Annotated in this window: 10 protein-coding genes, 1 pseudogene and 1 riboswitch; of the genes and pseudogenes, 7 read left to right on the forward strand and 4 right to left on the reverse strand. The window is 40.3% G+C overall.

Features of this window, described 5'->3' with window-relative positions:
• Nucleotides 1–25: 25 nt before the first annotated feature.
• A riboswitch (cyclic di-GMP riboswitch) is annotated at nucleotides 26–109 on the reverse strand.
• Between the two features lie 361 nt (nucleotides 110–470).
• Nucleotides 471–1121 carry a glycoside hydrolase domain-containing protein gene (locus ACXAEO_RS13255; protein WP_474881745.1) on the forward strand — a complete coding sequence of 217 codons (651 nt, stop codon included), beginning with the start codon at nucleotides 471–473 and terminating at the stop codon, nucleotides 1119–1121.
• Nucleotides 1122–1256: 135 nt separating this feature from the next.
• Here the strand turns inward: ACXAEO_RS13255 and ACXAEO_RS13260 are convergent, their stop codons facing one another.
• Nucleotides 1257–2165 carry a response regulator gene (locus ACXAEO_RS13260; RefSeq protein WP_474884145.1) on the reverse strand — a complete coding sequence of 303 codons (909 nt, stop codon included), beginning with the start codon at nucleotides 2163–2165 and terminating at the stop codon, nucleotides 1257–1259.
• A complete protein-coding gene (locus ACXAEO_RS13265) occupies nucleotides 2165–3433 on the reverse strand; it encodes a sensor histidine kinase (protein ID WP_474881747.1) in 1269 nt (422 codons plus the stop codon). The genes ACXAEO_RS13260 and ACXAEO_RS13265 overlap by 1 nt, the downstream gene beginning before the upstream one ends.
• A gap of 185 nt (nucleotides 3434–3618) precedes the next feature.
• Here ACXAEO_RS13265 and gltP point away from each other — a divergent pair, with 185 nt between their 5' ends.
• The 4 genes and pseudogenes from gltP (at nucleotide 3619) to ACXAEO_RS13285 (ending at nucleotide 8767) form a co-directional block, all read left to right on the forward strand.
• A complete protein-coding gene (gene gltP / locus ACXAEO_RS13270) occupies nucleotides 3619–4905 on the forward strand; it encodes a glutamate/aspartate:proton symporter GltP (RefSeq protein ID WP_474881749.1) in 1287 nt (428 codons plus the stop codon).
• A 202-nt stretch (nucleotides 4906–5107) separates the two neighbouring features.
• A pseudogene (gene aspA / locus ACXAEO_RS13275) lies at nucleotides 5108–6530 on the forward strand (aspartate ammonia-lyase).
• 104 nt (nucleotides 6531–6634) lie between these two features.
• Nucleotides 6635–7882 carry an NADP-dependent malic enzyme gene (gene ystJ, locus ACXAEO_RS13280; RefSeq protein ID WP_474881752.1) on the forward strand — a complete coding sequence of 416 codons (1248 nt, stop codon included), beginning with the start codon at nucleotides 6635–6637 and terminating at the stop codon, nucleotides 7880–7882.
• A 267-nt stretch (nucleotides 7883–8149) separates the two neighbouring features.
• Entirely contained in the window at nucleotides 8150–8767 is a 618-nt protein-coding gene (locus ACXAEO_RS13285) for a YczE/YyaS/YitT family protein (RefSeq protein ID WP_474881755.1), read from the forward strand.
• Nucleotides 8768–8863: 96 nt separating this feature from the next.
• On the opposite strand, the gene ACXAEO_RS13290 is transcribed toward ACXAEO_RS13285, so the two are convergent.
• Nucleotides 8864–10933 carry a peptidoglycan D,D-transpeptidase FtsI family protein gene (locus ACXAEO_RS13290; RefSeq protein ID WP_474884147.1) on the reverse strand — a complete coding sequence of 690 codons (2070 nt, stop codon included), beginning with the start codon at nucleotides 10931–10933 and terminating at the stop codon, nucleotides 8864–8866.
• Nucleotides 10934–11233: 300 nt separating this feature from the next.
• On the opposite strand from ACXAEO_RS13290, the gene ACXAEO_RS13295 reads away from it, so the two are divergent.
• Both ACXAEO_RS13295 and ACXAEO_RS13300 read left to right on the forward strand, forming a co-directional pair.
• Nucleotides 11234–12478: a DUF418 domain-containing protein gene (locus tag ACXAEO_RS13295; protein WP_474881758.1), complete on the forward strand. Its 1245-nt coding sequence runs from the start codon at nucleotides 11234–11236 to the stop codon at nucleotides 12476–12478.
• 28 nt (nucleotides 12479–12506) lie between these two features.
• The gene (locus tag ACXAEO_RS13300; protein ID WP_474881761.1) at nucleotides 12507–13463 is read left to right on the forward strand and encodes a DMT family transporter; all 957 of its coding nucleotides are present in this window, start codon (nucleotides 12507–12509) and stop codon (nucleotides 13461–13463) included.
• A 111-nt stretch (nucleotides 13464–13574) separates the two neighbouring features.
• Here ACXAEO_RS13300 and ACXAEO_RS13305 read toward each other — a convergent pair whose 3' ends face one another.
• Nucleotides 13575–13733, reverse strand: coding sequence for a DUF1540 domain-containing protein (locus ACXAEO_RS13305; RefSeq protein ID WP_474881763.1), 159 nt, complete (start codon nucleotides 13731–13733; stop codon nucleotides 13575–13577).
• Nucleotides 13734–13847: the final 114 nt, after the last annotated feature.

The following is a 13847-nucleotide window of genomic DNA, read 5'->3' on the forward strand; positions in this document are numbered from 1 at the left end:
GTTCAACAAAATGTATTCCAGCTTCTTCGGTAACCCGGCTGCCATTGCATCACGCTTTAGACCCGTGGCTTTGCGTCCTTGCTTTTCAACAAGTTTGCCTTTATCGGAAAATAATAATGAAATGAAACACAAGACTATCTTAGTATAAATAAGAATAAATATCTACATTTTTCTACAAATAACTGGATTTTTTTCTTTAAAATTCGACATTCACCACTATTTTCATAGGTATATTGTTTTATATAGATTTACTTGCATAATTCGACACCTCTTCATTCAATCGAGAAGTACCACCATCATTGATTCAGACAACTTAAGTTTTCTCTCAAAGCTTTAGAACATTTAGTATGACCACTCTTTAGTGATGTCGAATGTCCTAGGTCGATTTATATCAATGAAAGAAGGTTTAGCCCAGACTGTTCTATCATATACATGAAGGAGGTTCGACTTACTATCGCGGAGGTGACAAAATGGTAAGAGTGGTATGGGGTGTCGACTCGGCGGCAAAAGTAACGGAAGAGTTATTTACTTGTGTCAAAAACAAGCTCGGTTATCCGAAATATTGGGGGCGTTATTTGACTGAGATTTCAAACGTATCAGATGGTTTGACAAAATCAGAGATTACCTTTCTCCGAAATCGAGACATCAAAGTCGTCCCTATCTATAACAAATTAAAGGAAGCGGTAGGCTATACCGAAGGAAGAGCTCGAGCCGTCAACACACTGTTTCACGCACGAAGACTAGGGATTCCTAAAAATAAAGTGCTATTCGCAAATATTGAGGATTACTTTGAAGTAGATGAAGCATGGATTCGGGGATGGGTAGAGGCGATGTATCCGAGCGGGTATCGACCTGGCATCTATCAAGATCCGGTCAAAGGAGCCTTTTCAGCTGCTTATTGCGAAGCCGTTCAAAATAATCCACTCGTCGCCGAGCAAACCATTCTTTGGAGCTGTATGCCAAGACCCGGTACAACAAAAGAACAGCGCGCTCCAGCTTTTAAGCCAGCTGCTCCAAAATGCAAAGCCAATGTTTGGCTCTGGCAATATGGAAGAGATTCTTCGATTTGTCCAGTCGATACAAACCTTGCGAATCGGAGATTATTAGATTACTTGTATTAAGAATAGGGCTGTCTGAAATGGAATCATCCTCCTTTTTCAGACAGCGTCTTGAAAGCGGACGTCACGAGCGATACTAAAGTACGGATCAGTTGTCCATGGTACACAAAGCAAGTTTGGGCCATCAACTAAACTCATTTATTCCACTAGCTGTCTTGCTTCGATAAAAAGTGCCTGAATAAATTTTTTCATATTAATTCGGCTCTGATTACTCGCTGTTTTGTTTTTATTCTCCAGCTCCAGCATTTTCTTACGCACTTCGGAAAAGTCAAAAAACGTAGCGGAATATGCTTCAAATTTTGGATTCGAGTAGTCAGTCAAGCCGAGGGAAGCGATATGGATGAGCGCTTGATACAAAGCCCGGCGTACACGTTGCTCTGAAGCTTTCATTTCTTTCTGAATGTCGCTATCATCCGCTGTTTTCCCCAATTTGTCTACTGCAATCCCCCAAAAAATCTCTTTTAAAGAAGGAAAAATATAGGCACTCCCTAATCTTTGCTTTTCCTGCTGGAGAAAGCCCAAAATTTTGATTAAGTCTTCACTTCCGCTTTCTCCAATCATTCCTAAATCGGAAATTAAAGTGCGCCCTGCTTCTATGATACTTTTTTCTTGAAACGGAAGGATCGATCGATTCGTAAATAAGCTCAACGATTGTTGAACACCTCGAATGGACTGTTCGAGCAATATTCGCTCATTCACTTTTTTTAACGCACCTGAAATCTCAAGGCGATTCAACGGTTTTGTAATATAGTACTCCACCCCTAAGCTATACGCCTCGCCTATTAATGATTTTGCTTCCACTTGTGAAATCATCACAAATTTTCCTATAAAGTCCGGCGCGAGCATGCGAACGGTTTCAATACCATCCCTTATTGGCATAAGTAAATCTACTAAAACGACATCCGCTTTTTTAAGAAGAAGCAAATTATGATCGATAAAAACTCCATCTTCCGCTTCACCTACAACCTTTCCTAAATCCTCATCTTCAATGAGATCAGTAAGCATAGCCCGAATCGCGGGATCGTCGTCAACAATAAAATAATTCATCATCCTAATCCCCTTTGTATGATTGAATCTACTGGAATTTCTAATACAAATGTCGTTTCTTTATAATCATCTCTCAGCCAAACTTTCCCTCCCCATTTTTCGGCTGTTTGCTTTACATACGACAGACCAATACCAGTTGAAGAATTCCCATCTTCATCAAATTTAGTCGTAAAGCCCTCTGTAAAAATCACTTCCTTTAATCTCGGTGCGATGCCAGAGCCGTTATCGCTGACGCGAAATTCTACTATTTCTCCTTTACGTGTCACATCCAGACTAACATGCCCTTCCTTCTCAATCGCTTCCACGGCATTGGCTAATAAATTATTGATTAATGACAGCACACTATATACGTGGTATGGAGGATGAACACCCTTAACGTGAAGCGAAAAAGAAACCTCTTTTTGAAGCAACTCGGCATATCGCTCATTTGATCGAAACATAATACTTCCAAGCTGTTCCAACTTCATATAATCCTGTAGATCTTCAGATGATATGAGCTTAGAAAGTCCCGCATAAATACGCTCGTTATCCTTTTTAATTTCATGGATGAGGCCGGCAATTTGCAGTGCCGTCTGTGCTTCATCTTTTGCCACTTCTACCAATTTCAATTTCCGATAAAAATCATAGCACATTCGTGTGATATCTTCCGCATATTGCATCGTTTTTTTGAGCTGAACAGACTCCTCATATAAATTAGAAATAAACAACAACATTTCTTCTTTTTGCCTTCGTTGCTTTTCTTCCTCAAGTTTCACCTCTCTTAATTTAAAGATATTAAAGAAACCAAGAACAAAAAAACTTCGGATAAATGCGATTAAAACAAGTTGTTCCATCTCCATAAGTGAAATCGTTTGAGCAGTTAAAGACGAACGAATAGCCATTTCCGATATGCTCGCACAAAATTCAACAACAACTCCAAGCAAGCCAATGAGCATCGGCTTGTTATGACGTTCATTGAGCTTCGTCCAATGGAAGGCAAAAGCGTATGCAAGGTAATAGAAAAAAGCCGGAAAATGAAAATACAAAGCATCAGCTATAGCTAATTCTCGTATTCCAACAGCTAGCCCAAATCGAAAGAAGAAGACACTTGCCCCAGTGAAAAAGCCTGCAGCCATTGGGTGAATCCCTTTCCCCCACAACAGGAGCAAGAAAAAAACAGGTGTCCCTAGGCTCACCCTAAACGCATCTTCGAATGGAAAAAATTTAAATTCGCCTGCAAGAGGAACCGCCAGCATCATAATGACTAACACCCATACGCGTTCTTTCAATTTCCGTTCTCCTCTCACGATGTTGTAAACATACACATTGTACTGAAACAAGAAAAAAGTAGAAACAGTTTTTCACATTATTTTTTTATTTTTTCTCTCTCTGTATGTTTTTGTAGGTTTCCGTAGGTTCCTGTAGGTAATCGCTTACAATTCTATCAGTAAAGAACAAAAGGAGTGGGAGAAACATGAAAAAACTTAAACTTGGATTAGCGTGGCAAATTGTCATCGGGCTTTGCAGCGGGATTGTCATCGGTGCATTATTTTACGGAAACCCAAATGTTGAAGCCTTTCTTCAGCCAATTGGAGATATTTTTATTCGTTTAATTAAAATGATTGTGATTCCAATTGTTGTAGCGACACTCATTGTTGGCGTAGCCGGTGTTGGAGACATGAAAAAGCTCGGAAAGCTAGGCGGCAAAACCATTTTATATTTTGAAATTATCACAACTGTCGCCATTATTGTTGGATTGCTCATTGGAAACTTAACTCAGCCTGGAGCTGGCGTCAACATGAACGAGTTAGGAACAACCGACATCAATAAATATGTAGACTCTGCCCACGAACAGCAGAGCCATGGCATTGCCGAAACCTTTATTCATATTGTTCCATCGAATATTTTCGATTCATTAATGAAAGGCGAAATGCTCGCTATCATTTTCTTTTCAGTTATGTTTGGACTGGGTGTCGCATCGCTCGGCGAAAAAGGAAAGCCTGTTCTTTCTTTCTTTGACGGCGTAGCAGAAGCCATGTTTTGGGTGACAAATCAAGTCATGAAGTTTGCTCCATTTGGGGTGTTTGCTCTTATTGGGGTGACAGTCTCGAAATTTGGAGTAGCCTCCCTCATTCCACTCGGAAAGCTTGTTCTAGCGGTATATGGAGGCATGATTTTCTTCGTCATCGTTGTTTTAGGTCTTGTCGCGAAATGGTGCGGAGTAAATATTTTAACCCTCATCAAAATTTTGAAAGATGAAATCATCCTTGCCTTTTCTACTGCAAGTTCAGAGTCTGTTCTTCCGAAGATTATGGAAAAAATGGAGCGCTACGGATGCCCGAAAGCCATTACCTCTTTCGTCATTCCAACAGGCTATTCGTTCAACTTAGACGGCTCGACGATTTATCAAGCCATTGCGGCCATTTTTATCGCGCAAATGTATGGAATCGAGATGTCCATTGTAGAACAGCTAACACTTGTGCTTGTATTAATGGTCACATCTAAAGGGATTGCCGGAGTTCCAGGTGCCTCTTTTGTCGTATTGCTTGCAACATTGGGTGCACTTGGACTTCCAATGGAGGGGCTTGCTTTCATCGCGGGGGTTGACCGCATCTTAGATATGGCTCGTACAGTTGTAAATGTAATTGGCAACTCTCTTGCTGCTATTGTTATGTCTAAGTGGGAAGGACAGTTTGATAGCCAAAAAGCACAGGACTATGTTGAAACATTTCAATCGAAAGGCGAAACAACGGCTGCATAAAGAAACTCTTATTGATAAGGGGACTACCCATTAATAAAGAATAAAAGAAGTGTTTAGTTATTTTATGCAAATAGGACTATTTAGTCGAATTCCAATATAAGCTGTAACTTTCTATTTTGCTGATAGTGTTTGAAGGGGCATATTCTTCCCTTCAAACACTATCCCGTTTATACATTGACCAACCACATATGGAGGAATACATATGATCAAAGAAAAAGTACGAATTGAGAAAGATTTTTTAGGAGAAAAAGAACTGCCAAATGACGTCTATTACGGCATTCAAACATTACGAGCTACAGAAAATTTCCCCATTACAGGCTATCGCATCCATGAACAGCTTATTAGAGCATTAGCCATTGTAAAAAAAGCAGGTCCTTGCCAATATGGATGTGAAACGTTTATATGAAGGACTTGGAGAAGTCATTGTTCAAGCGGCTGACGAAATTATTGAAGGAAAATGGCATGATCAGTTTATCGTTGACCCAATTCAAGGCGGAGCAGGGACATCCATGAACATGAATGCAAACGAAGTCATTGCAAACAGAGCCCTTGAGCTGCTCGGGAAGGAAAAAGGCGCTTATATCGAATTGAGTCCGAATAGCCATGTTAACATGTCACAATCAACAAATGACGCGTTTCCAACAGCTATTCACATCGCAACCCTTCATTTAATTAACACCTTATTAGACACAATGAAAAATATGCAGGCCGTGTTTAAAGCAAAAGCAATCGAGTTTGACCATGTCATTAAAATGGGAAGAACACATCTTCAAGATGCCGTTCCGATTCGTCTCGGTCAAGAATTTGAGGCCTACAGCCGAGTATTAGACCGTGATATGAAACGTATTAAGCAATCACGTCAGCATCTATACGAAGTAAACATGGGTGCCACAGCGGTTGGTACAGGTTTGAATGCAGATCCCCGCTATATTGAACGTGTCGTGAAGCATTTAGCAGATATTAGCGGTCTTCCTCTTACAGGTGCAGAGCATCTTGTTGATGCGACCCAAAATACGGATGCATACACAGAAGTATCCGCTGCCTTGAAAGTATGCATGATGAATATGTCAAAAATCGCCAATGATTTACGTTTAATGGCATCAGGACCACGTGCGGGTCTTGGTGAAATTAACTTACCTGCTCGTCAGCCAGGCTCATCAATTATGCCAGGAAAAGTCAATCCGGTCATGCCGGAAATGATTAACCAAGTCGCCTTCCAAGTCATTGGCAACGACCATACAATCTGTCTCGCATCAGAAGCTGGACAGCTTGAACTAAACGTAATGGAACCTGTACTTGTGTTCAACTTGCTACAATCACTCAGCATTATGAACAACGCCTTCCGCGCCTTTACCGACTATTGCCTTGCTGGAATTGAAGCAAATGAAGAACGTTTAAAAGAATACGTTGAAAAAAGTGTAGGAATTATTACAGCCGTCAATCCACATATTGGATACGAAGTAGCCGCTCGCATCGCACGAGAAGCCATTTTAAAAGGGAAATCTGTGCGAGATTTGTGCTTACAGTACGATGTATTAACAGAAGAAGAGCTTGATCTTATTTTAAATCCTTATGAAATGACCAACCCTGGAATTGCTGGCGCTTCTTTATTTGATAAACAATAACGCAACGGTGCGCTCTAACAAGCGATATTATAGATGCAAAGCAGAATAGAATCTCCCCTTCCGTTCTGCTCCCATCCAAACAAAATTTGAGAGGAGACATGAAAATGAACAGTCTACGTGAAAAAGCATTGCATTTACATAAAGAAAATCAAGGAAAGCTTGGTGTCTATTCAAAAGTTTCAGTCCGTGATGCGAGCGATTTAAGTCTCGCCTATTCCCCTGGTGTAGCAGAGCCATGTGTGGAAATCCATCATGATGAAGCCAAAGTATATGATTATACGATGAAAGGAAATTTAGTAGCGGTTGTGTCTGATGGAACGGCTGTACTCGGTCTTGGAAACATTGGACCAAAAGCTGCACTTCCCGTCATGGAAGGAAAGGCTCTTTTATTTAAAGCATTTGCAGATGTCGATGCATTCCCACTTTGCCTTGATACGAGCGATGTCGAAAAAATAGTCGAAGTGGTAAAACTGATGGAACCAACATTTGGCGGTATCAATTTAGAAGATATTGCTGCACCAAAATGTTTTGAAATAGAAAAACGATTACGCCAATCGTGCAATATTCCCATCTTTCATGATGACCAGCACGGAACGGCCATTGTAACTGCTGCGGGACTGCTGAATGCCCTCAAACTGGCAGAAAAACAACTGGAAGATATTCGCGTCGTCGCAAACGGAGCGGGAGCTGCCGGTGTAGCTATTGTGAAACTACTGCTTCAGATGGGCGTACAAGACATTCTTTTATGCGATACGAAAGGCATTATTTATGAGGGACGTCCTGTCGGTATGAACAGTTTTAAAGATGAAATGGCTCGCATCACAAATAAAGAACAAAAAACAGGCACATTGGCAGACGCCCTTAAAGGAGCCGATGTATTTATTGGCGTATCAGCAGCAGGAGCTGTCACAAAAGAGATGGTTCAATCAATGAATCATGCCCCTATCATCTTTGCCATGGCTAACCCAACACCAGAAATTATGCCGCAAGAAGCAAAAGAAGCGGGAGCTCTTGTCGTCGGCACAGGTCGTTCAGATTTTCCGAACCAAGTAAACAATGTTCTTGCTTTCCCAGGTATTTTCCGCGGTGCTCTGGATGTGCAAGCAACAGACATTAACGAAGAAATGAAACTGGCCGCAGTATACGCGATCGCTAGCCTTATTGAAAACCATGAACTACATGCAGACTATGTCATTCCGGATCCGTTTGATCACAGGGTTGCAGCCCATGTGGCAGCAGCTGTTGCTCAAGCAGCGATGGACACTAGAGTTGCCCAACGATTCATCGATTCAGAACAAATTAAACAACGACTACTTTCACTTGCTGAAGAGAAAAAGCCTGTTTTTATTTAATACTTGAATACACCCAATCAACATTTTATTTCTGTAGCAAAAGATTTACACTCTTGAAAACAGGAATGAAGAGGAATGTTTCTTCTCTCTTCATTCCTGTTTTTTTCTAAAAATTACTGCTTGATTATCGACTTGAAATAGAGTAGATTTGAAATTGTAAACGCTTAAAAAAGAAGTCTGACGACTAACAACGATTTCTTCAAACAATTCATGATCCTTAATCACGATTCATGAAAAGATTAATTTTACGTATAAGGAGACGGCAGCATGAAAGAACGAAGCTTATTTTTTACAATTGGATTATTGATTTTAACGATGGGCGTCGCCCTCATTATTAAATCTGGACTAGGTGCATCAGCTTGGGATGCCTTAGCAGTCGGACAGTCCAATCTATTTGGATTTACCGTCGGAACAGCTGTATTTATCAATGGGATTGTGTTAATCTTCCTGAATGCAGTCTTGTTAAAAAAGAAACCAGAAGTACTGGCGGCTGCTACGATTTTTGTCATCGGTGCCCTCATTGATTTTTGGTTGTTAATTGTATTTGAAGGCTTTTCTCCAGAAGGATTAGTGGCTCAATCAACAAGCCTTGCTTCTGGAATCTTGACAATGGGTATCGGCATTGCTATTTATTTGCAAGCGAAATTTCCCGCAAGTCCAATGGATACGTTGATGGTAGCGATTCATACACGATTCGGATTAAACTTACGCACATCCCGTATTATAAGTGAAGGATTTGCCTTGACGCTTGCCTTTTTATTTCAAGGGGCGATTGGCTTTGGAACAATTATTGTCACTCTTACGTTAGGACTAGTTGTTCAATATTTTTACCCGCGCTTTGAACAGCTATTCAAAACATGGGGACACCGCCCTTCTTTACGATAAACTCTACAAAATAGACTTTTTATAGTGTATAAACTACAAAGAGGCCCCGTCATGAGAATCCTTTTAACTGGATTTGTATGATGGGGCCTCCATTTTTTAACTTTCCTTATTATCTTGGCTATTTTTCAAAAAATAAGCATCCAAAATTTGTTGTCCGATATATTTGTTTATCGGATTTTTGTCATTGTCCAAATAAGGCACAACAATAGAAAAAGCGACTTCAGGATTATTGTACGGAGCATAGCCGACAAGGGTTAAATTGTACGTTTCATACGATTTTTTTTGTTCGGGGTGATAATAAAAGGATTGAGCTGTCCCCGTTTTTCCAGCTGGTTGGTACGGCTTTGTACTGAAGTACTTTGCTGCCGTTCCACCTGGAGCCTGCATCACCTTTCGGAAACCTTCCTTCACACGCGCAATTTCGGAATCGGACATATCAAGTCGATTTAAAATAACTGGTTCAAACTGCTTTAATACAGGACCGATTTCTCCCTGTTCACGGGAAGGCGTTCGAATTTCGTTCACTAGCTTCACCTTCATTCGATAACCATCATTGGCAATGGTTGAAACATATTGCGCAAGCTGCATCGGCGTATACGTATCGTATTGTCCAATGGCCAAATCAAGGAGGAAACCTGGGCGAACGTCTTTTCCTTGGAATCCTACAGCCTCCAATGGCAAATCAATACCTGTTTCCACCCCAAGTCCAAATTGACTGAAATAGTAGCGAAACGTTTCAAAGGATTCAGGACTATACGGAAGCTTCATATTCGGATAATAATCTCTTCCCATGATTTTCATCGCCGTTTTAAACATATATACGTTTGAGGACATGCGCAATGCATCTAAATCATTAATAGTTCCCATCGCTTTATAGGAGCCTTTGATTGGCGTGCCTTTAATTTGCAACGGTTCATCCCGTAAATAAGATCCAGGCTGAATAACGCCTGTTTCGTAACCGGTTAAAACTGTCGCTCCCTTAACTGTAGACCCCATCGCATACGACGTTGTCACCGTTCCTAAAGCAAAGTCATCAAACACAAGCTTGCCATTCTCACTCTTGACTTGTTTTCCGGCCATTGCCAGCACTTCGCCTGTCTTTGGATTCAACATAACTACAAACGCTCGGTCGAGAAATCTCGTCCCTCCAACACTTTTCGCCTTTCTTAATTCCTGTTCAATAATGGTTTCTACTTGTTGCTGCAGCTCGATATCAATGGATAAAACAAGGTCTTTCCCTCGCTGGCCATCTGTTATTTGTTCTATGCCTATGACTTTTCCAGAGCGCTCCACAACATTTTTTATTTGCGCCTTGTCCCCTCGTAACACATGTTCATATTGAGCCTCTAATTGACTTTTACCTACCCGGTCATTTCGGCTATAGCCCCTTGCCAGAAAATGGTCCAGCTGCTCTTTTGGGATGCCTTCGCGGTCTGAGGTCACATTTCCCATTACTGATCGAAGAATAAGCGGATATTTATAATCTCTCTCCCAGCTCGTTGTGACGTCGACACCAGGTAAATCGCTCAACCTGGCACTCACTTTGGCATACTCCTCATCTGTCACTCCTTCGTTTTTTACCATTTGCGGAGTTAACGCATAACCACTATCTAATTCCCTTTTAATCGCCGCAATTTCCAGCTCTTCTACACTTATTTCATTCAAGTCCTCTTGTGTAATGCGATCAAGTGTGAGCTGATAAATCTTTTTATCCGACAACTCCTTCTTTTCACTTGCCGTTACTTTCTTATCTGCTTTATCAGGTCGTGTTAACATCCAATAATCCTTCAAATCTCGTTCCGTCACACGATCTGTTTCTTTTTCAATTAGTTCAGCAAGCTTTTTGGACACGTCAAGCTTCTCTTTTTGACTTGTTTGCTGCGCTTTCGTATAAGTAATTGCATTTAAAGAAGCATTTCCGACAATAATGTTACCATTCCGATCATAAATATTTCCCCTTGGAGCAGGCGTATTCACAATCACATTTTCCGTCTTTGATACTTCCCGCTGATATTCTTCCCCTTGTACAATCTGCACAAGACCTAAACGAATAATTAATGTAGAAAAAAGAAGAAAGACGAGTAAGAAAAAAAAATTCAGACGAAAAATAAGCTGTCTTTTTTGTTTTTTTTGCTTTGTTTGTTTATTCCGCTTCGTTCTGCTCATTTCCATCCCAATCCTTCAATGTATACGATTTGAAAATATAGCGAGAAAATTGCCGAAAGCCATCCCTACACAATTATTCCCACCATTTCCTTTTATTTATTATCTCAATAATTTTTTGTATTTTCAATTTATTTACTTGTTAGCGGATTATACTCTTCCTCTCAAATCTTTTGCATTTTGACGTTTACAAAATTTAGGGTGTGTGCGAAACTGAACGAAGGGTATTGCTTAGTTGATCTTCCTTCCAGTTGAACATGTTTTCTACAACGATGGAATGATTCAGAGAGGAGAATTATCGTCATGAAGTCTACACCTATTTCTACAAAAGACCGGATTGTCACGATTGATATTATTCGAGGATTCGCCTTGCTTGGTATTTTTCTCGTCAATATGCCGGCCTATCATTCTGCTGATTTTATGAGGCAAATGTATAGTATGCCTACCTCGTATATTGGGATAGATTATTGGATTGATTTATTTTTCCAGCTCTTTATTCAAATGAAGTTTTATACGATTTTCTCCTTTTTATTCGGACTTGGATTTTATCTTTTTATGAGCCGTTCCGAACAAAAAGGGCTTCAGATGAAACGATTGTTTACGAGGCGAATGTTGGGGCTACTGCTGTTTGGAGCCGCCCATCTCGTTTTTCTTTGGTTTGGAGATATTTTACATACGTATGCAATAGCAGGCCTTTTTCTATTGTTTTTTTATAAACGAAAAAACAAAACCTTGCTTATTTGGGCTTTTAGTCTGTTTTTAATGATTCATGCGCTGATGAGTATTTCGTTCTTCCTCCCGAGTGATATGTTAGAAGAAATACAAGCAGAAAGCCGTTCAGCACACTCCCGTACATTATCTGAATATGTGAGCGTTTATGAGGAGGCTCCTTATTTAGAATGGATCGCTTATCGAATTGAAACAGAAATCAGTCTCATTTTAGGAAACTTACCCATTGCCATCATTCCCGTATTAGCGATGTTTTTGCTTGGACTATATGCTGGAAGGATGGGCGTATTCCAGTCTGATACAACTCGCATCACCTTGATTCAAAAAACACAGCTAATCTCGTTTCTGTTTGGGATACCACTTGTTGGCGGACTTGCGGCCTTAAAGCTGAATAGATGGGACGTAGATGTTTATGAAGAAGCAGCCATTCAGCTTTTCACAAGCTTAAGCGGCTTTGCTTTATGTTTGTTTTATATCTCTTCTTTTTTATTGCTTCTTCGCCGTCCTCAATGGCAAAAACGACTTCGACCACTCGGCTATGTTGGCCAAATGGCACTAACGAACTATTTGTCCCAAACTATCATATGCGTCTTTTTATTTGTCGCTCTTGATTTTTACGGCCACGTAAGCTTAGTTACAGGTACAATCATTGCGGTCCTTATTTATACAGGGCAAGTATTTCTCAGTTATGTATGGCTGCAAACCTATCGATTCGGACCGCTTGAATGGCTATGGCGTTCCTTCACATACGGACAATTTCAGCCAATGAAGAAACAGCAACGGGGAAACAAAGACGAAAGTGAGCTCTCCGCCGAGTAAAGCACTATTGGAAAAGAGGTTTAAACTTATGATCCATGAAAGTCTAAAAAATAATTATGCATACGCCCTTTTAATTTTAGCAAATATGATATGGGGCGGGAATTTCGTTATCGGTCGCATTGCGGTCGATTACTTCCCCCCAGTTACCTTTTCGCTGCTTCGGTGGACTATCGCCTTTGTTGTCCTTACCCCCTTTATGATGGGAAGATTAAAAAAGGACTGGCGCACTCTTTGGAATTATCGATGGGTTTTATGTTTATTAACGTTAACCGGTATTGCCGGCTATAATACCATTGTTTACTTGGCCCTTCACTTTACAACATCGATTAACGCTGCGGTCGTTAATTCAACGACCCCTTTGTTCATTGCTATTTTTTCTATTTTTTTATTGCGCGAGCGACTTACACCGATTCAGATCGGGGCCATTAGTTTATCAATTATAGGTGTCATCTTTATTTTGTCAAAAGGGTCGATTCATGCCTTGCAAACATTATCTTTCAATATTGGTGATTTGTTTGTATTAGTAGCGGTCGTTTGCTGGAGCCTGTACTCCATTATTATAAAAAAATATGCCACCATATTGCCTATTCTGACAACTTTATATGTAACGGCTTTTCTAGGCGTTCTCTCACTTATTCCATTAAGCTTACTTGAAATGAGCCAAACAGATATTCCTGTTTCTTTCAATGGTCCCTCTGTCTCCATTTTAGTGTACGTTGGCATCTTTGCTTCTATTATGGCTTTCCTTTCGTGGAATACCGGTGTTCGAAAAGTTGGTCCGGCTAAAGCTGGGATTTTTCTTAATTTACTTCCCGTTTTTGCGACCGTTTTCTCGATTCTCTTTACAGATGAAACTTTATTATGGTATCAAGCAGTTGGCGGATGTATTGTTATTTCAGCTGTCTTGCTTTCATCCAAAGCTGGGGCTCAATCTAAGCAGCAAAACGTAGATCACAGTGCCCTTTCCTATTCAAAAAACGGATAAACTAAGAAAAATTTGAAATTAATTTACACTAAATGGTGAATAATAATGATAATTATTATCAATAATAGATGTAAAGAAGGCAGCCACGCCATTGGCTGCCCTCGTTCATCATTACAATCCGCCTGGTTCGAATGTTTTACAGTCTGTTTCTTGACTGCTGTCTGCCTGTTTTCCTTTATGGCTGACAACATAAATTTCTGATGCGCCACAACGGTTTCCGTCTTTGTGATGCACACAGTTAACGACTTCACATAATACGTCTTGTGCCATTGTTCAACACCTCCTCCTTATTAAAGTAGACAAAGAAGCATCTCTTCATACAAGGCCTGAACAATAAAAAAATAGGTACTTTTTTGTATTATACAAAATAGACCGTTTGTGAAA

The organism is Bacillus sp. ABA4_010, assembly GCF_056159105.1.